Source organism: Aestuariivirga sp., assembly GCF_046093005.1.
GTDB lineage: Bacteria > Pseudomonadota > Alphaproteobacteria > Rhizobiales > Aestuariivirgaceae > Aestuariivirga.
The window spans coordinates 1-25270 of the sequence record NZ_JBJTER010000193.1; the positions used below are offsets into that span (position 1 = coordinate 1).

The 25270-nt window shown below is 64.5% G+C and carries 23 protein-coding genes and 2 pseudogenes; 13 read left to right on the forward strand and 12 right to left on the reverse strand.

Annotation, left to right across the window (positions count from 1 at the left end):
* Window positions 1–109, forward strand: a 109-nt coding sequence (locus tag ACKOED_RS16105; RefSeq protein ID WP_408915809.1) for an IS3 family transposase, incomplete at its 5' end; no start/stop codon positions are given.
* On the opposite strand, the gene ACKOED_RS16110 is transcribed toward ACKOED_RS16105, so the two are convergent.
* Window positions 101–4228, reverse strand: coding sequence for an Eco57I restriction-modification methylase domain-containing protein (locus ACKOED_RS16110; protein ID WP_408917648.1), 4128 nt, complete (start codon window positions 4226–4228; stop codon window positions 101–103). The genes ACKOED_RS16105 and ACKOED_RS16110 overlap by 9 nt on opposite strands.
* A 141-nt stretch (window positions 4229–4369) precedes the next feature.
* Here ACKOED_RS16110 and mgtE point away from each other — a divergent pair, with 141 nt between their 5' ends.
* Window positions 4370–5752: a magnesium transporter gene (gene mgtE, locus ACKOED_RS16115; protein ID WP_408917649.1), complete on the forward strand. Its 1383-nt coding sequence runs from the start codon at window positions 4370–4372 to the stop codon at window positions 5750–5752.
* A gap of 90 nt (window positions 5753–5842) precedes the next feature.
* Window positions 5843–7560 (forward strand): annotated as a pseudogene (locus ACKOED_RS16120) (arylsulfatase).
* Window positions 7561–7570: 10 nt separating this feature from the next.
* On the opposite strand, the gene ACKOED_RS16125 reads toward ACKOED_RS16120, so the two are convergent.
* Together ACKOED_RS16125 and ACKOED_RS16130 are read right to left on the reverse strand one after the other, a co-directional pair.
* Window positions 7571–7783: a hypothetical protein gene (locus tag ACKOED_RS16125; protein WP_408917650.1), complete on the reverse strand. Its 213-nt coding sequence runs from the start codon at window positions 7781–7783 to the stop codon at window positions 7571–7573.
* Entirely contained in the window at window positions 7780–8289 is a 510-nt protein-coding gene (locus ACKOED_RS16130) for a hypothetical protein (RefSeq protein ID WP_408917651.1), read from the reverse strand. Before ACKOED_RS16130 ends, ACKOED_RS16125 begins: the two co-directional genes overlap by 4 nt.
* A 174-nt stretch (window positions 8290–8463) precedes the next feature.
* Here ACKOED_RS16130 and rpoZ point away from each other — a divergent pair, with 174 nt between their 5' ends.
* The 10 genes from rpoZ (at window position 8464) to ACKOED_RS16180 (ending at window position 16081) form a co-directional block, all read left to right on the forward strand.
* Complete coding sequence (gene rpoZ / locus ACKOED_RS16135; RefSeq protein WP_408917652.1) at window positions 8464–8874, forward strand: DNA-directed RNA polymerase subunit omega; 411 nt, start codon at window positions 8464–8466, stop codon at window positions 8872–8874.
* 72 nt (window positions 8875–8946) lie between these two features.
* Entirely contained in the window at window positions 8947–11115 is a 2169-nt protein-coding gene (locus ACKOED_RS16140; RefSeq protein WP_408917653.1) for a RelA/SpoT family protein, read from the forward strand.
* Window positions 11116–11119: 4 nt separating this feature from the next.
* Entirely contained in the window at window positions 11120–11704 is a 585-nt protein-coding gene (pyrE, locus tag ACKOED_RS16145) for an orotate phosphoribosyltransferase (RefSeq protein ID WP_408917654.1), read from the forward strand.
* Window positions 11701–12099, forward strand: a complete 399-nt coding sequence (gene acpS / locus ACKOED_RS16150; protein ID WP_408917655.1) for a holo-ACP synthase — start codon at window positions 11701–11703, stop codon at window positions 12097–12099. Before pyrE ends, acpS begins: the two co-directional genes overlap by 4 nt.
* Window positions 12100–12244: 145 nt before the next feature.
* Window positions 12245–13036 (forward strand): signal peptidase I, encoded by a 792-nt coding sequence (gene lepB / locus ACKOED_RS16155; RefSeq protein WP_408917669.1) that lies wholly within the window; start codon window positions 12245–12247, stop codon window positions 13034–13036.
* A gap of 7 nt (window positions 13037–13043) precedes the next feature.
* Window positions 13044–13730 (forward strand): ribonuclease III, encoded by a 687-nt coding sequence (gene rnc / locus ACKOED_RS16160; RefSeq protein WP_408917656.1) that lies wholly within the window; start codon window positions 13044–13046, stop codon window positions 13728–13730.
* On the forward strand, window positions 13730–14632 hold the full coding sequence (era, locus tag ACKOED_RS16165; protein WP_408917657.1) for a GTPase Era: 903 nt from the start codon (window positions 13730–13732) through the stop codon (window positions 14630–14632). The genes rnc and era overlap by 1 nt, the downstream gene beginning before the upstream one ends.
* Before the next feature lie 3 nt (window positions 14633–14635).
* Window positions 14636–15358, forward strand: a complete 723-nt coding sequence (gene recO, locus ACKOED_RS16170) for a DNA repair protein RecO (RefSeq protein WP_408917658.1) — start codon at window positions 14636–14638, stop codon at window positions 15356–15358.
* 46 nt (window positions 15359–15404) lie between these two features.
* Window positions 15405–15809, forward strand: a complete 405-nt coding sequence (gene mce, locus ACKOED_RS16175; RefSeq protein ID WP_408917659.1) for a methylmalonyl-CoA epimerase — start codon at window positions 15405–15407, stop codon at window positions 15807–15809.
* Window positions 15806–16081 (forward strand): DUF1467 family protein, encoded by a 276-nt coding sequence (locus ACKOED_RS16180; RefSeq protein ID WP_408917660.1) that lies wholly within the window; start codon window positions 15806–15808, stop codon window positions 16079–16081. The genes mce and ACKOED_RS16180 overlap by 4 nt, the downstream gene beginning before the upstream one ends.
* A gap of 12 nt (window positions 16082–16093) precedes the next feature.
* On the opposite strand, the gene ACKOED_RS16185 is transcribed toward ACKOED_RS16180, so the two are convergent.
* The 9 genes and pseudogenes from ACKOED_RS16185 to ACKOED_RS16225 all read right to left on the reverse strand — a co-directional run.
* Window positions 16094–16861 (reverse strand): 2-keto-4-pentenoate hydratase, encoded by a 768-nt coding sequence (locus ACKOED_RS16185; RefSeq protein ID WP_408917661.1) that lies wholly within the window; start codon window positions 16859–16861, stop codon window positions 16094–16096.
* A gap of 16 nt (window positions 16862–16877) precedes the next feature.
* Window positions 16878–17609: an SDR family NAD(P)-dependent oxidoreductase gene (locus ACKOED_RS16190; RefSeq protein ID WP_408917662.1), complete on the reverse strand. Its 732-nt coding sequence runs from the start codon at window positions 17607–17609 to the stop codon at window positions 16878–16880.
* 5 nt (window positions 17610–17614) lie between these two features.
* Window positions 17615–19075 (reverse strand): annotated as a pseudogene (gene purF, locus ACKOED_RS16195) (amidophosphoribosyltransferase).
* The gene (locus tag ACKOED_RS16200) at window positions 19072–19752 is read right to left on the reverse strand and encodes a CvpA family protein (protein WP_408917663.1); all 681 of its coding nucleotides are present in this window, start codon (window positions 19750–19752) and stop codon (window positions 19072–19074) included. The pseudogene purF and the gene ACKOED_RS16200 overlap by 4 nt, the downstream one beginning before the upstream one ends.
* Before the next feature lie 55 nt (window positions 19753–19807).
* Window positions 19808–21196 (reverse strand): DNA repair protein RadA, encoded by a 1389-nt coding sequence (gene radA, locus ACKOED_RS16205; protein WP_408917664.1) that lies wholly within the window; start codon window positions 21194–21196, stop codon window positions 19808–19810.
* A 374-nt stretch (window positions 21197–21570) separates the two neighbouring features.
* On the reverse strand, window positions 21571–23229 hold the full coding sequence (locus ACKOED_RS16210; protein ID WP_408917665.1) for an amidohydrolase: 1659 nt from the start codon (window positions 23227–23229) through the stop codon (window positions 21571–21573).
* Between the two features lie 16 nt (window positions 23230–23245).
* Entirely contained in the window at window positions 23246–24019 is a 774-nt protein-coding gene (locus ACKOED_RS16215) for an ABC transporter ATP-binding protein (protein WP_408917666.1), read from the reverse strand.
* A gap of 5 nt (window positions 24020–24024) precedes the next feature.
* A complete protein-coding gene (locus ACKOED_RS16220; RefSeq protein ID WP_408917667.1) occupies window positions 24025–24798 on the reverse strand; it encodes an MlaE family ABC transporter permease in 774 nt (257 codons plus the stop codon).
* Window positions 24795–25270, reverse strand: a 476-nt coding sequence (locus ACKOED_RS16225; RefSeq protein WP_408917668.1) for an alanine racemase, incomplete at its 5' end; no start/stop codon positions are given. The genes ACKOED_RS16220 and ACKOED_RS16225, both read right to left, overlap by 4 nt.

The window sequence follows — 25270 nt, forward strand, 5'->3', positions numbered from 1 at the left end:
GGCCGATGTGTTCGATTACATTGAGTGCTTCTACAACCCCAAGCGCCGGCATTCCACGCTCGGGTACATCAGCCCCATTGAGTTCGAGAGGAAGGCGGGGTTAGCTTAAGTGCATGTCCACGGAACCGGCAGCAGGCCACAAGTCGCGGCTGAGGTAACGGCCATGGGCCGCCATCTCCTCGCGCTCCACGATGGGGAAGGTTGAATAGATGTAGCTGGCCGTATCGCGCAGGGTGGCCACGTCCGCCGGCGTCACGCTCGGGAAATAGAGCATGAAATACGTGGCATCGAGCCTGGCGCGGCGGCGGAGCCGGTCGGCGGCATCGAACACAAAGGGCGGCCTCGCCTCGCCAGTCGCCGGGTCGATGTAGCCCATATCGCGGGCGAAAGGCGACAGATCACGGGCCGTATACGATAGGACCAGAACATGCTCTCTCACAATCTCGGCCGAAGTCTTGTCACCGAATTTCCGAGTGTAGAGAGCAGGTGGAATAATTGGAAGTTGCTCAAGAATATACTTGTTGAGGTGCCTACTCTGAATCTTGCTCCTCGCAATGTAATCGCACGGAATAGAATTGAGGTTGGCCAAGAGTAGCGCGCATTGATCTGCCTCCAAACCGTCCAGGATTGGCAAACTGTTTCCGGCGGCTACTCTTGGGATGATAGCGGCTATCACTGAGCGTGCATTGTTTGTATTGCAAACATCGTTGAAGCCTATGGCGTAGCCCAGTCTCACTGTGTCCACTTCTTTTGCGTTCACCCAATAACGTGGCGATGGGTAGAAGTCTGGCGAGGCTAACTCACTTGGTGTGGAATGGACGGACTGCCCTTGTCCGCTCAGGGAACCCTTTGGCGTTACAACCGAAGCATAACGATGATTATAGATTTGGATGCTCTTTCCTTCGTAGAGTGGGAGCCAGATACCACTTGGCGAATTGAATCTCTGTTGTCCAATAGGCCAGCCGCCCTCGCGGTTCTCTACCTCGTCACGATTCCTAAAGAGTGAACTGCTATTTGTGAGGTGGAACATACTGAGGTAGTATGTCGGCCAATCACACTCTTCTCGTTTTCCGAGTCGTCTAACAAAAATAGGAGTATTTTTGTATACATCCGTAATAATTCTACTATCTTCACCACTGCGGAAAATTGGCATTGTACGAGTGTTTGGGTTGACTGCGTGCAGTGTCTGGGCGCTTAGGACAATGATCGGATTATGTTCCTCATTTGGAATTGCGTGAAGTTTTACAGCGTATTCGAAATGAGGAGATCTGCGGCTGGAATTGGAGACTATGAGGACTGTAGGTTGATCTTCGGCGTGAACATCATCAAACAGCCATCGCCGTCTGTTCTCGAAGGAAATGAATGACTTCAGTTGCCGTTTGTCGACTATATCCGCGATGTACCCCGCGCTGTTGGCGTCTGTTCCAATGCCGATTGGTACAAGCAGACCTAACATGCCAGACTTCTTTACTAGCATGTGTGATCGCTCGACGAATAGTGAGTAGAGATTAATGTCGCCGCTGGAGAGCAGTGGATAGGCTCCGCAGTCCCGCGCCACCTTTGCGGAGCCCTCCGCCCGGGCCACCGCCGCATGATAGTCGGCAACGATCGGCTCTGTTGTCTTGACAAGTTGCGCAACCATGCGCTTGCGGTCCGCCGCGCGCGTGGCCATTGCGATGTCCGGACGGCGTTCCGCGAACCATTCCACTTCCTGAAACTTCATCCGGTCCCACGGCGGGTTGCCGATCACCGCGTCGAAACCGCCCGAAGGTTCGGCGCTGTCCCAATCGCTCCAGACGCCGGGGAAGGCCACCTCCCAATGCAGGAATCGCTCGCGCGCGATGGCCGCGCGGACATCGTGCAGGATGGCGGGCAGAACCGCCAGGTCTTCGGCGTCACGAAGGCTTTTCCTGTCAATGGCGCTGAGGCCGGTTTGCGGGCCATCAAGCAGTTTCCGCTGGCTGGCGGACACCTCCGGCGGCGATATTCGCCCTGTCAGCAGGGCGAGCGGATTGCCGAAATCGCCTTTCTGAAGCCGGGCGATGGCGCGAGTGCGGGTCTTGTCGCCTCCCGCCCAGCGCAGGCCGTGCACGAGGTCCATGAAGGCCCGGAGGTCCTCCGTGGCGGCCTGCACATCGCCGAACAGCGATTTCGAATTCCGGACTTCCGCCACGTCGGCGTCGGTCAATTGCTCCACCTGCTCCATACCGCGCGCCGCGCCGCGCGCCTTCTGCACCATGTCGTTGATGAGCAGGTTGCCGCCGAAGGCCCAGTCCATCACCGGACGGACGCGCTCGCCGAACAGCGCGTTGCCGCAGATCAGGTGATGATCGAGGAAGGACAAGGGCGCGCCGACGGTGAAGGAGTGAAGCCAGAGCGCCACTTTGGCCAGTTCGACCGCCATGGGGTTCAAGTCGACGCCATAGATGCAGCGTTTCAGCACCATGCGGCGGACCACGGCCTTGTTGTCCAGGTGAGCTTCGACGATGGGCCAGTTGTGGTCTTTCGCCAGCTTTTCGATGCGGCCGCGGACCGTCTCGATCCGCGCGGCAACCGGCGACACATAGCCGGGCGCTGTCAGCTCGGCTGAGGCCATGGCCTCGAGCACGCGGTCTGTCATCCAGTCCACCAGCGTGACAAGGAAGTGGCCCGAGCCCATGGCCGGATCGCAAACCTTGAGGCGCAGGATGGCCTCGGCGGGGTCAAGGGCGGCAAGTTCGCGCGGGTGCGCCTTGCCGCTTTCCGCCTTGTTGCGGAAGGCGGCTTCCGCTTCATCGGCAAGCGGGCCCACCGTGCGCCCGATGATCAGCTGCACGAGTTCGTCAGGCGTATAGTAGCTGCCCGAAGATTTGCGTCCGAACGGGCTGAGGCCCACCTTGATGTCCAGCCCATCCGCCGTGAGTTTATACTCCAGCAAGCGCTCATAGACGCTGCCCAGCTGTTGAACCGAAAGATCGCGATAATTGATGTAGCGCGCGCCTTGGCCGGTGTCCGGCTCATGACTCAAGGCGAACAAGGCCCTGGCGAGAGCGGCGTCGGGCAAATCCACCGTTTCGAGAATGGGGGCGGCGCTTGCCTCGAACAGGCCGCCATTGTAGGGCGGAATGCCGAGATCGTCATTGCCCTCGGCAATGGCGCGGAAGATGGTCTTCAGGCGGGGCCAGATCAGGTTCACGCCCTTGGGATAAGGCGTTCCGGCCTCGTGGCGGCGGGCAACCTCCATGCGGATGCGGGTGAGGCAGAACTCGGCATATGGCCCATGCTCGTCGGGCAGCAAGTTGCGGTCTTCCGCATAGAGTACGAACAGCAGGCGATACAGCAGGATCAGCGCGCCCTGCCTGATGTCATCAAGGTCCGCCGCCGACAGCGGCATCTGACGCGGCGGGCCAGACTTTGCCAGCGCATCGGCGAGCGCGGGAAAGACTTCGCCGAAGACCTTCTCCGAAAGCGTCTTGGCAACCTTCGCCTCCCAGCGCTTGCCCTCCCGCAGTGCGAGCTGGTGGAAACTCTCGCCCGCCGCTTCCGGCAGAAATGAATGGCGGCCGAACAGAACCCGGAACAGGCGCAGCACATGATCGCGCCAGCTGCTTTCGGTGAAGCCATCGGGCGGCCTGTCCAGAAGATCGGGCTCGCAGCCCGGTGCGTTCAGCGCCTTGCCGAGGTCAATCTCCAGATAGTTTTCCGATGTGCCGGTGCCGGTGTGATGGTAGAGCCGCCACAGCCGCCCATTGGTGAGAATGCCCCACCGCAGCTTTCCCTGCGTGCGCTCCTCGACGCGGCGCAGATAGCGCAGCATCTGCGATGAGGGTGTGCCTTCCTCTCCCTTCTGGCCTTTAGTTTCCCGGTCGAGGAGCCTGCCCCAGCGCTTGGCTTCGACGATGCAGAGCCCATGCTGAAACCGCCGCCACGGTTCGAGGCCCGCCGCCAGAGAGAGCGTTTCCGGTCCGGAAAACAGCAGGGCATCCGGCACATCCTCGCGGCCCTTGACCGACGCATTGGTCTGGACATCCCGGTGGTCCCACCCGAGGCTTTCCAGAACGGGATAGATCAGGCGGTCTTCGGTCTGCGCTTCGTTGGGAGCCCGCTGCGCGGCAAGCGCGCTCACCAGCCGGGTGAGATCTTCGCGCCATTCGGCCACACCGGCTTCGCCGGAGCGTCGCCATGCGTCATGGTCCCTGATGCCCTCCTGAAGAAAGCCGCGGGTAAACAATTGACCGCCGATCATCATCCGACCCCGATTCGAGAACCCGCATTAGGGGCCGCAGCGGCAGTTGAATCAACCATGTTGTGCAAGGCCCCGGTGTGCTGATCTGCTCCCTTTTCCGCTTTCACCTTGCCTCGGCCCCCCGAATAGGATTGAGAAATCGCCATGAGCGAACTCGAAGACCAGCCGCTGCGCGATGAATGGGGGGTGATCGAACCCGCCTATCTCGCGCGCGTGGCGGAGGCGCTGGATGGCGGCAACCATAAGGCGCTGCGCCAGCTGACCCGCGATCTGCATGCGGCGGACCTCGCCGACGTGATCGAGGCGCTGGACCAGCCGGACCGGGTGCGGCTGATCGCGGCGCTGGGGCGGTCGTTTGACGCCGAGGCGCTGGCGGAGCTCGACGAGGGCGTGCGCGACGCGCTGATGGAGGCGTTGCCCAACGACATCATCGCCTCGGCGGTGAAGAAGCTCGATACCGATGATGCGCTCTACCTGATCGAGGACCTCGAGCGCGACGACCAGCGCGAAATCCTCGCCAAAGTGTCCAAGGAAGACCGGGTGGCGCTCACCCGGGCGCTGGACTTCCCCGAGAATACCGCCGGCCGCCTGATGAAGACCGAATTCGTGGCGGTGCCGGATTCCTGGACGGTGGCGGAGGCCAATGATTACATCCGCACCGGCCGGCATCTGCCGGAGCAGTTCATCGAGGTCTATGCCGTCGATCCCGGTTTTCATCTGGTGGGCACGGTGCCGCTGGCGCGGCTCCTCCGCCAGCCGGGCGACAAGACGGTGGCGGCGATCATGGATACCGAGCAGACGGTGTTCAAAGCCAGCGACGACCAGGCCGACGTGGCCTACCGCTTCGACAAATACAACCTCGTCTCCGCCGCGGTGACCGACGACAGTGGCCGGCTGATCGGCACGCTGATGGCCGACGACATCGTCGACGTGATCCAGGAGGAGGCGGCGGGCCAGCTGCTCCATCTCGGCGGTGTTGGCGTTGAGGAGGCGATCGGCAATACGGTGGCCGCCACTTCGCGCTCGCGCTTTGCCTGGCTGTTCGTGAACCTGCTGACCGCCGTTCTGGCCTCCTGGGTGATTTCGCTGTTCGGGGCCACCATCGACCAGATGGTGGCGCTCGCCATTCTGATGCCGATCGTCGCCTCGATGGGCGGCAATGCCGGAACCCAGACCATGACGGTGGCGGTGCGGGCGCTGGCCACCCGCACGCTCTCGCCCGTCAATGCGCTGCGCTTCTCGCTGCGCGAATGCGCGGTGGGCCTGATCAACGGCGTGCTGTTCGCGCTCCTCATCGGGGTGTTTGCCTGGCTGTGGTTCGGTTCGGAGCCCCTGGGGCTGATCATCGGCGCGGCCATGGTCATCAACCTGCTGGCCGCGGCGCTGGCCGGCATATTGGTGCCGCTGGCGCTGGACCGCTTCGACATCGACCCGGCCATCGCATCAGGCACCTTCGTCACCACCGTGACCGATGTGGTGGGGTTCTTCGCCTTTCTGGGCCTCGCGGCGCTCTGGCTGGGGCGCTGACGCAGGACCGCCGGTTTTTGATCGGCGTCAATGCGGGAGCCCGTGGATTGCGGTCAGTAAAGGCTGATCGTGATCACGCGGGAGAGGCCTATGGGATACGCAGCGGGCATTGGCGTTTGGCGGGCGGGGGTGGTTGCGGCGCTGGCCGCGGTGGCGGCCTTGGCGCCCCAGCAAGCCAGGGCGGCGGAGAACAAGCCCAACATCCTGGTGATTTTCGGCGATGACATCGGCCTTGCCAATGTCAGCGCCTACAGCGACGGCGTGATGGGCTATGAGACGCCCAACATCGACCGCATCGCCATGAGGGCCTGCGTTTCCTCCACTATTACGGCGAGCAGAGCTGCACGGCGGGGCGCTCCGCCTTTCTCACCGGCCAGCATGTGATCCGCACCGGGCTCAGCAAGGTGGGCTTTCCCGGGGCGCCCATGGGCATGAACCAGGAAGACCCTTCGGTGGGCGGACTGCTGAAGAGCATGGGCTATGCGACCGGCCAGTTCGGCAAGAACCATGTTGGCGACCGCAACGAGACGCTGCCCACGGTGAACGGCTTCGATGAGTTCTTCGGCAATCTCTATCACCTCAACGCCGAGGAGGAGCCGGAACTGCCGGACTATCCGAAAGACCCGGAATACCGCAAGAAATTCGGGCCGCGCGGCGTGCTGAAGACCACCGCGACCGATGTGGACGACCCGACGGTTGACCCGCGCTTCGGCAAGATCGGCAAGCAGATCATCGTCGATACCGGGGCGCTGACCCGCAAGCGCATGTAGACCATCGACGACGAGACATCGGCGGCCGCGATCGATTACATGCAGCGGCAGCATGCGGCCGGAAAGCCGTTCTTCGTGTGGTACAATTCCACCCGCATGCATCTGCGCACCCATGTGCGGCCCGAGCACCGCGGGCGCTACACCCACGGCGACAGCGAATACCTCGACGGCATGATCGAGCATGACGGCACGGTGGGACGCCTGCTCAAGGCGCTCGATGACATGGGCATCGCCGGCAACACGGTGGTCGTCTATACCACCGACAACGGCCCGCATATGAACAGCTGGCCAGACGGCGCGATGACGCCGTTCCGCTCCGAGAAGGACACCAACTGGGAAGGCGCCTTCCGGGTGCCGGCCCTGGTGCGCTGGCCGGGCCACATCAAGCCCGGAACCGTCACCAACGAGCTGATGAGCCATAATGACTGGATCCCGACGCTGATGGCGATCGCCGGCGAGCCGGACATCGTCAACAAGCTGCTCGTGGGCTATCAGGCCAGTGGCCGGACCTACAAGGTTCATCTCGACGGCTATGACCAGTCGGCTTTTCTCACCGCGGTGTCCGGCACGGCGGCCAACAACAACGGCGTGAAAAGCGCCCGCAACAAGTTCTTCTATTCAAACGATGACGGGCTGCTGGTGGCGCTCCGCCAGGGCGACTACAAATATGTGTTCGCCGAGCAGCGCATGCTGGGCACCATGGCGGTGTGGGCCGAGCCTTTCACCAGGCTGCGCATGGCCAAGCTCTTCAACCTGTTCCAGGACCCCTATGAGCGCGCCGATATCACCTCCAACACCTATTGGGACTGGCATCTCAACCATGTCGGCAGCATGTATGGGGTGACCGCGGACGTGTTGGACTTCATCGCCAGTTTCCGGGATTTCCCGCCGCGCTCCTTCCCGCCGACCTTCAACCCGGGCGAAATGATGGAAGAGAGCATGCAGCTTCTGAAGACCAAGGAGATGCTGAAGCAGGGCGTCGACCCGGAGCGCGTGCGCGGCAAGCTCCTGGAGCTTCTGAAGGAGCCGCAGCCTTAGACTTGAGCGGCTAACCCTTGCTGGCGAAGCGCGGATCGCCGTGGTTTTCGTTTCCCCTATAGGCCAGCGCTTTTGCCTTTTGCTCAGGCGTCAGATCGCGCCACAGGCCGGTCATCGCAGGAGATGCCGGGTCGCCGGAACCTGCCTGTTGCCTGGGAACCCCAGCCAGGCTCAAGCAGGACGAAACCCATGTTGTAAAACGGCTGACAAGGACGTTCATCATCGTATCCTTCTGACCCAATATGGCCCGCCTGGCCCGGTGGTGACAAGCGAAAACCCATATGCGTCACGGTATAGCTCAGCAAGGTTATCGGTGAGTGGCCAAACCCTCAGTTCAGTCTTGCCGCGGTCCTGGGCGTAGTTTGCGGCGACATCGAGGAAGATCGGAATACGCAGTCCTCTGAGCGGACAATCCGGCCGGGAGTCTCCTTCCAGGAACAGAAGGTTCAGTGCAGCGGGCGTTGTTGTGGCAAGGCCGAGGCCGCAAAGCCTTTCTCCAGCCCATATCGCGAGATCAAGACGGTCGGGATCGCCAAATCGGCGGTAAATCTCTTCCCAGTCAAATTCCGGAGAATGCCATTGCGCGCGATAAGCCGCCTGAACGGTCCTGCTCCAGCCCGTAAGGCGAAAGGCAACGCCAAACGCGGGAACCAGCGCCGCGGTGGTTGCGGCGATGGCCCGCGCCCGCGACACGGCGTAGCGTTCTCTGGCCGAGTGGTATGAGGACACGAAGAGATTCCGGCGTATTGCAACCAGCCTATACTGCATAACGCGATCTGTGGCCTAGCCGTGTTGGCCGGATCGGCATCAGTTTTCGCGCCCGATGCCATGGGCTTGATTTTGCCTTGAAATGCCCCTAAGAGCCGCGGCTTCAACCAGAACAACGAGGAGTGTACGGGCCCCATGGCGCGCGTCACCGTAGAAGACTGCATCGACAAGCTTCCCAACCGCTTTGAGCTGGTGCTGCTGGCCGCCCATCGCGCCCGCAGCATTTCGCAGGGCGCGCCGATCACCATCGAGCGGGACAATGACAAGAACCCGGTGGTGGCGCTGCGCGAGATCGCTGATGAGACCCTCGTTCCGGAAGATCTGCGCGAGGAATACATCCACTCCATGCAGAAGCATGTCGAGGTCGATGAGCCGGAGGCCACCGAAGTGCCGCTGATCCAGCAGTCCGGCGACATGACGATCGTCAACGACGCCGGCGACGATGACCAGCCGGACATGGAGCGGATGACCGAGGAAGATCTGCTGCGTGGCCTCGAGGGCATGCCGCCCGCCGAAAGCCCGGGAAGCCAGCGCAACGGCTACTGAGCGGGCCTGCGCCATCAAAGTTTCATGGCCGGACCCACTGGAGTCCGGCCTTTTTTGTCGTAGACTGCCGCCATGATGCGCCAGTACGAGTTGGTCGAGCGGGTCACCCGCTACGACCCCGATGCCGACGAGGACCTGCTGAACCGGGCCTATGTCTATGCCATGAAGGCGCATGGCAACCAGAAGCGCGCCTCGGGCGAGGCGTATTTCAACCATCCCCTTGAAGTGGCTGCCATTCTGACCGAGATGAAGCTGGACTCGGCCACCATCGCCGCGGCCCTGCTTCACGATACGGTTGAGGATACGGAAGCAACCCACCAGGAAATCGAGGAAAAATTTGGCCAGGAGATCGCCGGGCTGGTCGATGGCCTGACCAAGATCGCCAAGCTGGATCTTGTCACAAAGGAAGCCGCGCAAGCCGAAAACCTGCGCAAATTGTTGCTGGCGATGTCACGCGATGTGCGGGTGCTGCTGGTCAAGCTCGCTGACCGGTTGCACAACATGCGCACCCTCAACTTCGTGAAGCCCGAGAAGCGGCTGCGCATCGCCCAGGAGACCATGGATATCTATGCCCCGCTGGCCGGGCGCATGGGCATGCAGGCGGTGCGGGACGAGCTGGAAGACATCGCCTTCAAGGTGCTCAACCCCCAGGCCTATCAGATCATCCTCGACCGGCTGACGAAGCTCCATGCCGAGAGCGGCGGGATCCTGAAATCGATCGAGCAGGAGCTGACCCAGAAACTGGTCGAAAACGGCATCAAGGCCGAGGTCCATGGCCGCGAGAAACGGCCTTATTCGATCTTCCGCAAGATGGAGCGCAAGCTGCTCTCGCTCGGCCAGCTTTCCGACATTTTCGGCTTCCGGGTGATCGTCGGCACGGTGGACCAGTGCTACCGGGCGCTGGGCATCATCCACCGCACCTACCGGGCGGTGCCGGGGCGCTTCAAGGACTATATCTCGACGCCCAAGCAGAATGATTACCGCTCCATCCACACCACGGTGATCGGGCCCCATCACATGCGCGTCGAGATGCAGATCCGCACCCGGCTGATGCATGAAATCGCCGAGCGCGGGGTGGCCGCCCACAACATCTACAAGGATGCCCCGGACGCCAAGGAGGCGCTGGACGGCTTCAGGGCGCCGGCCGCGGAATCCAATGCCTATCGCTGGTTGCGGCATCTTGTTGAGATGTTGCAGGAAGGTGAATCGCCGCGCGAGTTCCTGGAACACACCAAGCTCGAACTGTTCCATGACCAGGTGTTCTGCTTCACGCCCAAAGGCAAGTTGATCGCGCTTCCCAAGGGCGCCACCCCGATCGATTTCGCCTATGCCGTCCACACCTCGGTGGGCGACAGCTGTGTCGGCGCCAAGATCAACGGCAACCACGCGCCGCTGGTCACCGTGCTGCGCAACGGTGACGAGGTGGAGATCATCCGCTCCGAGGCGCAGTCGCCGCCCGCCGCCTGGGAGGGCCTCGCCGTGACCGGCAAGGCCCGCGCCGCCATCCGCCGGGCCAACCGGGCGGCGGCGCGCAAGCAATTCGCGGGGCTGGGCCGCGAGATCGTGGAAAAGATGCTGGCCAAGCTCGGCAAGACCTATGTGGAGAAAGAGGTGGCGGCGGCGCTGCCACGGCTCGGCCACCGCAACCGGGACGACGCGCTGGCCGCCATCGGGCGTGGCGAACTCTCGGCCATCGACCTGATGAAGGCCATGGGGGTGGCCATCGACGACAGCAAGATGAAGGAGTTGCGCCGCCCGGGCCCGGCGCGCAAGGCGGACCTTGACCTTTCAGTGCCGGTGCGCGGCGTGGCCCGCACCACGGCGCTGAAGATTTCTCCCGAAACGGGGGCGGTGCCGGGTGAGCGTATCGTCGGCATTCTGGTGCCGGGGGAGGGCATCACAATCTATCCGATCTTCGCCAAGGCGCTCGAGCAGTTCGACAACCAGCCGGAACGCTGGGTGGACCTCGCCTGGGACACCGGCTCGGAGGACCAGCGCTTCCCGGCGCGGATCAAGGTGACGATCCTCAACGAGGTGGGGGCGCTGGCGCAGGTGACCCAGGCGATCAGCGACCTGGGCGGCAACATCGACGCGCTGCAGATGGTGGCGCGCGAGGGCGCGCGGGACTTTTTCGATCTCGACATCACGCTGGAGGTGACCGACCTCAAGCATCTGAACGGCATCATGGACAGCTTGCGCGGCAAGACATCGGTGAGCGATGTGAGCCGCAAGACGGGGTAGGGGCATGACGGGAGACGAGGTTCTGGATGAATTCCGCGCCGCGGGCGCGCTGCTGGAAGGGCATTTCATCCTGTCATCGGGGCTGCACTCCAGCCGCTATTTGCAATGCGCCCGGGTGCTGATGGACCCCGCCCGCGCGGCGCGGCTCTGCGCGGCGCTGGCGGGCCAGGTGAGGGCCATGATCGCGGCGCCCATCGATCTCGTCGCCTCGCCCGCCATGGGGGGTGTGATCGTCGGCTATGAGATGGCCCGGCAGCTGGGCGTTCCGGCGGTCTTTTTCGAGCGGGTCGACGGCAGCCTGACGCTGCGCCGCGGCTTCACCATCCCCGGGGGCGCCCGCGTGCTGATGGTGGAAGACATCGTGACGACCGGACTCTCCTCGCGCGAATGCATCGCCGGGATTGCCGGGGAAGGCGGGGTCACCGTGGCGGCCGCCTGCCTGATCGACCGTTCCGGCGGCAAGGCGGACATCGGGGTGCCGCTCGCCGCGCTGGCCCGGCTCGACATTCCCACCTATGCGGCGGACCGGCTGCCGCCGGAGCTTGCCGCCATTGCCGCCGTCAAGCCCGGGAGCCGCGGCCTCAGATGATCATCGGCATCGGCAATGATGTGATCGACATCCGGCGCATCGAGGCCACGCTGGAGCGCTTCGGCGGGCGCTTCATCGAACGGATTTTCACCGAAATGGAGGTGCGGAAATCGGAGCGCCGGGCGGCCCGCGCCGCCTCCTACGCCAAGCGTTTCGCCGCCAAGGAGGCCTGTTCCAAGGCGCTCGGCACCGGCTTCCGGGCGGGGGTGTTCTGGCGCGACATGGGGGTGGTGAACGAGCCCTCGGGCAAGCCCACCATGGTGCTGACCGGCGGGGCGTTGATCCGCCTCGAAGAACTGCTGCCGGCCGGCCATGCCGCCCGCATCCACCTGACCATCACCGACGATTTCCCCTATGCCCATGCCTTCGTCATGATCGAGGCGGTGCGGGCCTAAATCCCGGCAAACTGTAACTTATCGGCCACAGTGACGCAGCTTGCGGCGGGTTGCGTTGCATCCCCCGTTGCCCCGGTCTATATGCCGGGGCTGGCGCGTTCAAAGCGCTGCGATGAAACGACAAATGCGCAAGAAAGACCATATGATGGCGGCGGCTCAGGATACCCGGCGCAAATCCGAGGACGGCCTGTGGGAGACGGTCAAGGTCATCATCCAGGCGCTGCTCATCGCCTTTTTCGTCAGGACCTTTCTCTACCAGCCCTTCAACATTCCTTCGGCGTCGATGTATCCGACGCTGAAGGTGGGGGACTATCTGTTTGTCTCCAAGCTGTCCTATGGCTATGGGCGCTATTCGTTCAATTTCTCGCTCGGTCTGTTCGGAAATCAGATCGTCAGTTGCTGCCCGTTTGGCTTCGATGGCCGTATCTTCTTCCCGGCTGAGCCGAAGCGCGGCGATGTGGCGGTGTTCAAGCTGCCGAGCGATACCAGCATCGACTATATCAAGCGGGTGATCGGGCTTCCCGGCGATCGTATCCAGATGCGGGAGGGCGTTCTCTACATCAACGGCGAGGCGGTGAAGAAGGAGCGGATCGAGGACTACTCCGATCCGGCCGAGTCCGGGCTGCGGGCGCCGGTGCCGCAGTTCATGGAGACGCTGCCCAATGGCGTCAGCTACCGGGTGCTGGACACGGAACCCTTGGGCGAGGCTGACAACACCCAGGAATATGTGGTGCCGCCGGGGCACTATTTCATGATGGGCGACAACCGCGACAATTCGCAGGATTCGCGCTACCCGCGGGTGGGCTTCGTGCCGATCGAGAATTTCGTTGGCCGCGCCGACATCATCTTCTTCTCGATTTCGCCGGACTCCAGCCTGTTCGAAGTCTGGCAGTGGCCGTTCGACATCCGCTGGAACCGCTTCTTCATGCTGATCTAGTCCGGCCTTGACCCGTTTCACCGCCGCCCAGCACGAGGCCATCGCCGAAAAAATCGGCTACCGTTTCGCTAACCGCGCGCTGCTGACCGAGGCGCTGACCCACCGCAGCAGCCCCAGGCCGAAGCGCAATTACCAGAGGCTGGAATTCCTCGGTGACCGGGTGCTGGGACTGGTCATCGCCGAGCAGCTTTATGCCGCCGATCCCGGCCATAGCGAGGGCGAGTTGACGGCGCGTCTTTCGGCGCTGGTGCGCGGCGAGGCCTGCGCCACGGCGGGCGATACGATCGGGTTATCGGAGCTGGTGGTCATCGGCGCCGATGAGCGCAGCAAGGGCATGCATCTTAACCGCGGCGTCCTCGGCGACGCGATGGAGGCGCTGATCGCCGCCATCTACCTCGACGGCGGGCTGGAGCAGGCGCGGGGCTTTGTCTTGCGGTGCTGGAAGGAACTGCTCCGCCAGCCCCTGGTGGGGGTCAAGGACCCCAAGACGTTTCTGCAGGAATGGGCGCTGGCGAGGGCCATGGCAATTCCGTCCTATACCGTGGTGAGCCGCGAGGGGCCGGAACATGAACCGGTGTTCGCCGTCGCGGTGCAGGTTCAGGGCATGGCGCCCGCGCAAGGCGCCGCCAAGAGCAAGCGCGCCGCCGAGATGGCGGCGGCCGAGGCTTTTCTGTCACGCGAGGGGATCAGGTGATGGCGCTCTCTTCCGAACCCACGCGCTGCGGCTTCTGCGCCATTATCGGCGCGCCCAATGCCGGCAAGTCGACGCTCGTCAACCAGCTGGCCGGCTCCAAGGTGTCGATCGTCAGCCACAAGGTGCAGACCACGCGCGCCCGCATCCGCGCCATCGCCTTGGAGGGCAACACGCAGATCGTGCTGGTCGATACGCCGGGCATCTTCAAGCCCAAGCGCAAGCTGGACCGCGCGATGGTCGAGAACGCCTGGAGCGGTGCGGGTGACGCCGATGCTGCCGTGCTGCTCATCGATGGCCGCCCGGGCCTCACCGAGGAGGCGAAGGCGTTGATCGAAGGGCTGGCCGCCGCCCGCAAGGATGCCATGCTGGTCATCAACAAGATCGATGTGATGAAGCGGGAGCAGCTCCTCGAGGTGGCCGCCGCATTCAACGCCGCCTACCCGTTCTCCGAGACCTTCATGGTGAGCGCGCTCTCCGGTGCTGGCACGGATGATCTCCGCAAGGCCATCGCGCGCCGCATGCCGGAAGGGCCGTGGCTTTACCCGGAAGACCAGGTTGCGGACCTGCAGCTCCGCTTCATGGCGGCGGAAATGACCCGCGAGAAGATCTATGACCGGCTGCATGACGAGCTTCCCTATGCCTCGACCGTGGAGACCGAGAGCTGGGAGGAGCGCCCCGACGGCTCGGTGAAAATCCATCAGGCGATTTTCGTCGAGCGTGACAGCCAGAAGGCCATCGTGCTGGGCAAGGGCGGGCAGACGGTGAAGCTGATCGGCCAGCTGGCGCGCGCCGACATGGAACGGGAGTTCGGCCGCAAGGTGCATCTGTTCCTGTTTGTGAAGGTGCGCGAGGGCTGGGCGGAGGATACCGAGCGGCTGCGCGCCATGGGGCTTGACGTCTGAGCCATGGAATGGCGCGACGAAGGCGTGATCCTCTCGGTCCGCCGCCATGGCGAGACGAGCGCCATTGCCGAAATCCTCACCGCGCGGCACGGCCGGGCGCTGGGGCTGGTGCGTGGCGGCCGCTCCAAGACGCAACGCCCGGTGCTGCAGGCCGGCAATACGGTGCATGCGGTGTGGCGCGCCCGCCTCGAGGAGCAGCTCGGCACCTTTGTGCTGGAACCCTTGCTGCTCCGCGCTGGCGCGATCATGGAAGAACCGTTCCGCCTGGCTGGCCTGGCGACCATCACCGGCCTCGCCCAGCTGCTGCCCGAGCGCGAGCCGCATCCACGCATCTATGACGCCATGCGCGTGGTGCTGGACGCCGTCGAGGATGACGGCGTCTGGCCGGCGCTGCTGGTGCGCTGGGAACTGGGGCTGCTGGAGGAGCTGGGTTTCGGGCTCGATCTTTCGGCCTGCGCGGCCACCGGCCGGCGCGACAACCTCGCCTTCGTTTCGCCGAAGAGCGGCAAGGCGGTGTCGGCCGAGGCGGGCATGCCCTACCGCGACCGGCTGTTCCGCCTGCCCGCCTTCCTGCGCGAGCAGGCCGACGCCCCGCCCTCTGACGTGATCGAAGGCTTGCGGCTGGCGTCCTATTTCCTCGAACGCCACCTGTTCGAGCCACGCGGCGTGCGCTTTCCGGAACAGCAGGACTGGATCATCCGCGCCTTGGCCGAAAAGCCGCATTGAGTGGCGGGCCGCCCGGCCCTATGTCCCCGGTTCAGGAGAATTTCCGATGCTTGGACGACTGAACCATGTGGCGATTGCCGTTCCCGATCTCGCCAGGGGGGCGGAGGTGTACCGCGCCATGCTGGGGGCCCGGGTTTCCGCGCCGCAGGCGGAGCCCGCGCATGGCGTGACGGTGGTGTTCGTGGAGCTTCCCAACACCAAGATCGAATTGCTGGAGCCGCTTGGCGATGCGTCGCCGATCAAGGCGTTCCTCGAAAAGAATCCGGCGGGCGGCATTCATCACGTCTGTTACGAGGTGGCGGATATTCTCGAAGCCCGTGACCGGCTCAAGGCGCAGGGCGCCCGCGTGCTGGGCGACGGAAACCCCAAGACCGGCGCGCATGGCAAGCCCGTGCTGTTCCTGCACCCCAAGGATTTCTGCGGCACGCTGGTTGAGCTCGAACAGGCATGAGCTGGGCAAGCGGGATCGCCATCTACTTCATCGTGTGGTGGGTGTGCCTGTTCATCGTGCTGCCCTTCGGCGTCAAGAACGCGGCAGAAGCCGGGGAGGCCGTTGAACCCGGAAACGAGCAGGGCGCGCCGGTTGCGCCAATGCTGTGGCGCAAGATCATCGCCACCACGCTGCTGGCCTGCGCGGTCTTCGCGCTGATCTGGGCCCAGGCCAGCTACAAGTGGATCGGCTTCGAGGACATTCCCTTCCTCAACCAGATGCCGGGGCACTGAGCCGCCGTCAGATCAGAAGCTGACGGTGACCTTGCCCAGATGCTCGAACTCCACCTCGATGTGATCGCCCAGTCCCGCTGAGAAGAATTCGGTGATCACCCCGGTGGTGATGATCTCGCCCTCGGCGAGCCCCAGCCCGTGGCCGTTCAGGTGGTTGGCGAGCCAGGTGAGCGCCAGGTCGCCGCCGCCCAGCGCATTGGCGCCCGTACCGCCCTGCATCTCGCGGCCATTCCACAGCACCCGGCCCTTGAGACCTGAGTATTGCGCGCGGGTCAGCGGCTTCACCGCCTGGCCCAGCACGATGCCCTCGTTGAGGCCGCCATCGACAATGAACCACGGCACCGCATCGCCAAAGCCCCGGGGCGTGCGCGGGTTGACCACTTCGATCGCCACGGCCGCGTGGGCGACCGCCGCCATGACCTCGTCCACGCTGTAGGGCTTGCCGCGCGGCGGCAGGCCCCGCGCCATGGTGAAGCTCACTTCCGGCTCCACCACGCGTTTGTTCCCGGCCGTGGTGGGAAAGACATCGCCCGAACGGTAGATGCGGTTGGTGAACATGGTGCCGGGGAATGGCCCCGTTGCGTTGAGCGCCTTTTGGGCGCGCTCCGAGGTGCAGCCGATCTTCCAGCCGGCCTGCGTCCAGCCCAGTTCGCGGGTTACCCCGCACTGCAGCCGGAAGGCGCGGTCAAGATCAGGGGCCACATCCTCCGGGAGATGGCTCAGCGGCGATTGCGACTTGCGGGCGGCGGCGAAGGCGGCGATCACGCTAGCGTCGCTCATCGGGGGCTCCTCATGGTCAGAACTGTTTGAACAGGCCCTTGGCGTCATATTTCCAGACGCCGCCATTGTCGGTGAACGTGGCAAGGCACATGGGCACGATCTGGGCCGCCACCTCATCGGGGTGCGGCAGCGCCATGGCGTCCTCGCCCGGCATCGCCTTGGCGCGCAGCGCCGTGCGGGTGGGGCCAGGGCTGAAGCAATTGACGCGCAAGGCGGTGGTGGCGTTCTCGGCGGCATAGGTCTTGACCATGGCCTCGAGCGCCGCCTTGGAAATCGAATAGGGCCCCCAATAGGCCCAGCAGCGATAGGCGAGCCCCGAGGTGACGAACACGGCGCGCCCGGCATCCGACTGGCGCAACAGCACGTCGAGCGAGCGGATCAGCCGGTAATTGGCGGTGACATTGACCGCCATCACCTCGTCCCACATCTTCTGGTCGACATGCGCGAGCGGCGTGAGCTTTCCAAGCACACCGGCGTTGCCCACCAGAATGTCGAGCTTCTTCCAGCGTTCGAAGATCGCCGCCCCCAGCCGGTCAAGCGCCTCGTAGTCGCGGATGTCGAGCGGCACCAGCGTGGCCGTTCCCCCCACCGCCTTGATCGCGTCATCGAGTTCGGTGAGGCCGCCCTCGGTGCGCGCCGTGGCGATGATGTGGGCGCCCTCCCGGGCAAGCGCCACCGCCGCCGATGCGCCAAGCCCGCGCGAGGCGCCGGTGACCAGGGCGACGCGCCCCTCGAGCCTTTTCGTCATGATGCTCAGCCTGCCTCCGCCAGCAGCGACAGCTGCTGCTTGCCGGTTTCGCCGGCGAGATCGGTAAGGTTGGTCGGGTAATCACCGGTGAAGCAGTGATCGGTGAATTGCGGCCGGGCGCTGTCACGGCCTGGAAAGCCCATGGCGCGGTAGATGCCGTCGACCGAGAGGAAGCCGAGCGAGGAAACGCCGATATAGCTTCGCATCTCCTCCAGCGAATGGGTGGCGGCGAGCAGGGCTTTGCGCTCCGGGGTATCAATGCCGTAATAGTCCGGAAACTTGATCGGCGGGCTCGATATGCGCATGTGCACCTCGCGCGCGCCCGCCTCATACATCATGCGCACGATCTTGACCGAGGTGGTGCCCCGCACGATCGAATCGTCGATCAGCACCACGCGCTTGTCCTGCACGGCGGCGCGGTTGGCGTTGTGCTTCAGCTTGACGCCGAGCGAGCGGATGGTCTGGGTGGGTTCGATGAAGGTGCGGCCCACCTAGTGGTTGCGGATGATGCCGAGCTCGAAGGGAATGCCGGTTTCCTGCGCGAAGCCAAGCGCGGCGGGCACGCCGGAATCGGGAATGGGCACCACGACGTCAGCCGCGAGGGCGGATTCGCGCGCCAGTTCGCGGCCCATCGCCTTGCGCACCTCGTAGATCGAGCGGCCGCCAAGCATCGAGTCCGGCCGTGAGAAATAGATGTATTCGAAGATGCAGGGCCGGGCTGGCTGGCGGGGGAACGGCCTCAGGCTTTCAATGCCGTCATCCGAGATCACCACCACCTCGCCGTTTTCGATCTCGCGGATGAAGCGCGCCCCGATGATATCGAGCGCGCAGGTCTCCGAGCACAGGATATAGGCGCCATTGATCTCGCCCAGGATCAGCGGGCGGATGCCATGGGGGTCGCGCGCGCCGATCAGCTTCTTGTTGGTGAGCGCCACCAGCGCATAAGCGCCTTCGAGCGCGCGCAGCGCATCGATGTAGCGCTCCACCATGCGGGCCTTGGGCGAACGCGCCACCAGATGCAGGATCACCTCGGTATCGGAGGTCGACTGGCAGATGGCGCCCTGGCTGATCAGCTCGCGGCGCAGCGTGAGGCCGTTGGTGAGATTGCCGTTGTGGGCCACCGCGAAGCCGCCGGCGGCCAGCTCCGCGAACAGCGGCTGCACGTTGCGCAGGATGGTTTCGCCGGTCGTCGAATAGCGCACATGGCCCAGCGCCGAATTACCCTTGAGCCGGTCAATGACCTTGGCGGATGAAAAGTGATCGCCCACCAGGCCCTGGCGGCGCTCGGTCTGGAAACGCTCGCCATCGAAGGAGACGATGCCGGCGGCCTCCTGGCCGCGGTGTTGCAGCGCGTGAAGGCCAAGTGCGGTGAGCGCCGCGGCGTCCGGGTGGCCGTAAATGCCGAACACCCCACATTCCTCGCGCAGGCGGTCAGCGTTCAGTTCGCGGTCGAAATCGCCGGTCATTGGCCGGTCCCCTGGGTCCCGGCGGGCGGCTGTTCGGCGCCGCCGGTGCCCTGGATCAGGTTCTCGAGCCCCTGGTTGTCATTGCTCTTGTAGCCGCTCTCCGGCGGCTCTCCCGCTGCGGGCTGGCCGGGCGGCGCCGCGTCCTGGTTCTTGAGGAGTGCCGTGTTGTTGAGCGTATCCGCGATGTCCGGCGGCATGAAGGTGAGCAGCCATTCACCGGCCGACTTGATCATCGGCAGGCTGTAGGCGTTGCGCACCCAGGCATCCTGCTTGTCGGCTGGCAGAAGCCAGCCGTAGAAGAGATAGGCGATGGCCGCGAAAATGAAACCGCGCGCCACGCCGAAGATGAAGCCCAGCGTGCGGTCAAAGGAGCCCGCTGCCGAATCGACCACGAAGTCGGAAATCTTGACGCTGATCACCGACACGACGATCAGCACCACCAGGAAGGCGGCAGCACCGACCCCGATCTGGGCGAGGATGTCCTTGTCGAGATAGGGAACATTTGTCCTGGCGAATTCGACAAGGCCCGGCTGCTTGATGGCGAAATAGGCCGCCACCGCGGCAGCGCCCCAGGCGGCCAGTGACAGCACCTCGCGGGTGAAGCCGCGCATCAGGGCGAGAAGCCCAGAAATGAGCATGATGGCAAGAAGAATGAAATCGAGAAGCGTCAGCGACATCGTTTCTCCTGAGGGGTGCGCCCAGCGTCCTTATAGAAAGGTTTTAGGCGCGGGACTAGGCGATTCGCCGCTGTCCACGTTCTTGCGCGGCTGACCAGGCGACGAGGTCCATGATGCTTTCCATGGCCTTGATCCTCAAGCCCCTGACGCCCGGCTGGTCCTGCCCGGCGGCAATGACGGCTTCCTTGAGCCCCAGTTTCTGGGCCTCCTTCAGCCGGGCCTCCGTCTGGCCCACGGGCCGGATGGCGCCGGACAAAGCGATTTCGCCGAATACCGCCGTGCCGGGTGGGATGACCGTGCCGGTGAGCGAGGAGAGCAGGGCCGCCGCCACCGCGAGATCGGCGGCGGGCTCGCGCACCTTGAGGCCGCCGGCCACGTTCAGATAGACGTCATTCTGCCCGATCTGGACGCCCGCCCGCGCCTCGAGCACGGCGAGGATCATGGCGAGACGGTTCGAATCCCAGCCCACGGTCGTGCGCCGCGGCGTGCCGAGCGGCGAGGGCGATACCAGCGCCTGCACCTCGATCAGCAGCGGCCTCGTGCCTTCCATGCCGGCGAACACGGCGGTGCCTGGCGCGGGATGCTCGCCCGAGCCCATGAACAGCCGCGACGGATTGCTGACCTCGGCGAGGCCGCCATCCGACATTTCGAACACGCCGATTTCGTCGGTGGGGCCGAAGCGGTTCTTGACGGCGCGCAGGATGCGGAACTGGTGCCCGCGGTCGCCCTCGAAATAGAGGACCGCGTCCACCATATGCTCGACCACCTTGGGACCGGCGATCTGCCCATCCTTGGTGACATGGCCGACCAGCAGGATGGCGGCGCCCTTCTGCTTGGCGAAACGGATCAGCGCTTCCGACCCTGCCTTGAGCTGTGACACCGTGCCGGGCGCGGCCTCGATGGCCGGAGACCACAGGGTCTGGATCGAGTCGATCACCGCGACGGCCGGCGGCCTGTCCTCGGCGAGGGTTGCCAGAATGTCGGACACGTTGGTTTCGGTGGCGAGCAGCACCGGCGCATCGTCAAGCCCCAGCCGCTGGGCGCGCAGCCGCACCTGGGCGATGGCTTCCTCGCCGGAGATATAGACCACGCGTTCGCCTTTCCGCGCCAGTGCCGCCAGCGCCTGCAGCAGGAGCGTCGATTTGCCGATGCCAGGGTCGCCGCCGATCAGCACGCCGGAACCGGGAACGAAGCCGCCGCCCGCCACCCGGTCCAGCTCGGTGATGCCGGTGACGATGCGCGGCGGGGCAGGGCTCTCGCCGCGGAGGCCCACCAGCCTTGTGGCGCGGCCCTTGGGCAGGCTGGCGCCCTTGGCGCCCGATAGCGGCGCCGAGGCCTGCTCCTCGACCATGGTGTTCCAGGCGCCGCAGCCATCGCAGCGGCCTGACCATTTCGACGAGGTTGAGCCGCAGTTCTGGCAAACGAATTGGGAAGTCTTAGCCATGCCCCCCGTTTAGCGGAACATTCATGGAACGCAAAGGGCCAAAAATACAGGTCCCGGAGGGGTGGGGTTCCTCCGGGACCTTTTCTCATGCTCCGTGGACTATGGAAGCGCGAGGCGCTTGCTTGGGCAGTCTCAACGGCACATGAACAAGGGCTCCGGGGCAATGGAACCCTCGGCATCCGGCAGTTTCGCGTGTCGCTAACCGGTGTTGCCGAAAGTTGACGTTAAAGGCTGTTTACGTCATGGGAAATCACTTTTAGGGTCAGGATTGCTGACCTTGTTTGACTGCGCCGCCACTCCCAACGGCCCGGATTCAGTTCCCGAAGGCCGTGTGCATTGCGTATTCAGCAATCTATGATTGAGACCTTGTCTTCTTACGCTTCGAAGGTGACGCGGCCGTCGCAGATCGTCACTTGAGGGCGGATCGCCGCGATCTGATCCTTGGCGGCTGCTTCGATGTCGGTGTCCAGCACTGCCACATCGGCGAGATAGCCTTCCTTCAGCGTGCCTTTGCGGTCTTCCCTGAATTCCATATGGGCGCCGGCCGCCGTGAAGCCATTGAGGGTGTCCATCAGGCTCTGCGCCTGCGGCGGGCAGTCCGCGCATACCGGCACCGCGGTCATCGCCGCCTGCATGCCGAGGAACGGATTGAGCGGCGCCACCGGCCAGTCCGACGAGAAGGCGATCACCGCGCCCGTGTCGCGCAGCGTCTGCCAGGCATAGGCATGGGGCAGCTTGTCGCCAACGCGGGACAGGATGGGCTCCGGCGGATTGCCGGGCACGCCCACGCCCGCGATGGGCTGCAGCGAGGCGATGACGCCAAGCTCCCTGAGCCGCGGAATATCGGCGGGGTCGATCATCTCGATGTGCTCGATGCGGTGGCGGGAGTCGCGGCGGCCATTGGCCCTGATCGCCGCCTCATAGCCATCGAGCGTGCGGCGCACGCCGCCATCGCCGATGGCGTGCGTTGAAATTTGCAGGCGCAGCTTGTCCGCGCGGCGCACGATCTCGTTGAAGTCCGCCGCCGTGAACAGCGGCGCGCCCATGTTGGCGGGCTGGTCGGGATAGCCTTCCAGCATCAGCGCGGTATAGGTTTCAAGGACGCCGTCGATGAAGATCTTCACCCGGTCGCAATGCAGCATGTCGCCCTGGTACCTGGCGCGCATCTCGGCGGCTTCCTCGACGCGGGCGATCTCGAAGGTGTTCTTGTGATGATAGGGGATTTCGATGCGGGCAGCGAGTTCGCCGCGGTCGAGCAGGGTTTGCAGCAGTTCGAGCTGATACCAGTTGCCGTCCATGTTGTGCATGGAGGTGATGCCGAGCGAGGCGGCATGCCTTATGCCCTGCTTGAAGTAGCTCATGTCGAGCTCGCGCTGGGCGGCGGTGGCCGGCGGGCTTGGGCTTTCGCCCGTCGTCATGCCCAGCCATTCGCGCCCGCCGGTGGGCGTCAGCGCCTGCACCGGCATATAGGCGGCGGGCTCGCGCAATTCGCCGGTGGCGATGCCGCCCGCATCGAGCACGATCTCATTGCCAACCGGCAGATCGCGGCCGCGCATGATGCCGGCGGCCTCCAGCGCGCGGGTGTTGGCCCACATGGTGTGATGATCGAAGCAGCCGACGATGAAGGGGATATCCGGCACCATGCGGTCAAGGATCTGGCGGGTGATGGGCTCGCCCAGCGCCTCATGCGCGATGCCGGTGGCGAGCAGCACCTTGTCATGGGGTCTCCCGGCGCGGTAGGCGGCCACCGCCTTGGCGATGGCTTCGAAGCCGTAGACGCCGTTCAGCATCAGGGTGTCGAGTTCCACCGCGCCGCCGAACAGATGCACATGGCCTTCGATGATGCCGGGAATGACCGTCTTCATGCCGGCGTCGATCACCCGCGTGTGCCTGGCCTTGAGGCTTGCCAGATCGGCGTCGCTGCCCACGCGAATGATGCGGTTGCCGGCAATGGCGATTGCATCGGCGCGCGGCCGGGCGGGGTCCATGGTGAGGACGCGGGCATTGGTGATCAGAATATCGGCGGCGGTCATGTTTGAACTCCTGTGGTCACGGCCTCAGCACGTCCATGGTGATCGGGCCTTCGGCGCGGCCGTGGATGAACTGGTCGACATAGGCGTTGCCGCTCTCACCGATGGTCTTGGCCGGTCCCTGCCAGATGATCTGGCCCTTGTAGATCATTGCAATGTCGTCGGCGATCTTGCGGGCGGACGCCATGTCATGGGTGATCGAGATGGTGGTGGCGCCCAGCCGCTTCACGCAGTCGACGATCAGATTATTGATGACATCCGCCATGATCGGGTCGAGGCCGGTGGTGGGCTCGTCGAAGAAGATGATCTCTGGGTCGGCGGCAATCGCCCGGGCCAGCCCCACGCGCTTCTGCATGCCGCCCGAAAGCTCCGCGGGATAGAGGCTGGCCACTTCCGGGCCGAGCCCCACCTGGCGCAGCTTTTCCATGGCGATGTCGCGCGCCCGGGACCGCGCCATGGCGCGGCCCTGCACCAGGCCGAAGGCGACATTCTCCCACACGCTCAGGGAGTCAAACAACGCGCCGCCCTGGAACAGCATGCCGAAGCGCGAGAGATAAGCGTCCCGCGCCTTGCCGGCGAGGCCCAGCACATTCTCGCCCGCCACGCGAATGGCGCCGGAATCAGGCCGCAGAATGCCGAGGATGCACTTCAGCATCACCGATTTTCCGGTGCCAGACCCGCCGATCACCACCAGCGAATGGCCCTTGGGCACCGACAGGTTGACGCCGTTCAGCACATGCTTTGGCCCGAAGCTTTTGTGCACATTGTCGAGAACGATATAGCCCTCCGCCATCGCCCTCAGTCCTTGAACAGCAGCGAGGTGAGCGCGAAATTGGCGGCGAGGATCAGGATCGCCGAGGAGACGACCGCATTGGTGGTGGCGCGGCCCACGCCCTGCGCGCCGCCCTTCGAGGTGAAGCCGTGGTAGCAGCCCATGACCGCGATGATGAAGCCGAACACGGCGGCCTTGATCAGCCCCGAGGTGACGTCGCCCAGCTCCAGGAAATCCGCCGTGTTGCGGATATAGGCATAGCCGTTGAAGCCCAGCGAGCGGGTGCCGACGAAATAGCCGCCGAGAATGCCGATGGTGTCGGCGATGCCGACCAGCAGCGGCAGCGTGACGACCGCCGCGATGATGCGCGGGCCAACGAGATATTTGAACGGGTTGGTGGCGAGTGTGACCAGCGCGTCGATCTGCTCGGTCACCCGCATGGTGCCGAGCTCGGCGGCAATGGCGGCACCCACCCGGCCCGCCACCATGAGGCCGGCCAGCACCGGGCCCAGCTCGCGGGTGATGCCCAGCGCCACGATCGAGGCCACCAGGCTTTCGGCGTTAAAGCGCGACGAGCCCAGATAGATCTGCAGGGCCAGCGCGCCGCCGGTGAAAAACGCCGTGAGCCCCACCACGGGAAGCGAGAAATAGCCGATCCGCATGATCTGCTCGAGGATCTGGCGCAGGAAATAGCGCGGCGTCAGCCCCTGCCACAGCGCGTCTTTGAGGAACAGCGTCACCCGCCCAATTTCTTCGAGGAGCGCCAGCGAGGCGCGGCCGATATGGGCGAGAATGTTCAAGTGTTGGTATCCGATTCCTGTCCGGTATAGAGCCTTGCATAGCGGCTGCCCAGCCTGGTGAGCAATTCATAGGAGATGGTGCCGGCCCAGGCCGCGGCCTCGTCGATGGTGATGTGGCGGCCGAAGAGTTCGGCGCGCCCGCCAACCGCAGCGCTTTCAACCGGCAGATCGGTGACGTCGATGGCCATCACATCCATGGACACGCGGCCGATCACCGGGCAGCGCCGGCCCGCCACCGCCACCTGCGCGGGGCCGCCGCCGGGCAGCCGGGAAGACAGCGCGCGCGGCACGCCATCCCGGTAGCCCGCCCCGAGGATGGCCACGCGGGTCTCACGCTGCGCCTGCCAGCTGCCGCCATAGCCGACGGTTTCGCCAGGCGTGATGGTTTTGACCTGCAGGATGCGGGCTTCGAGAATGGCCACCGGCTGCATCGGGTTCGGCGCGCCGGGCGTGGGGTTGCCGCCATAAAGGG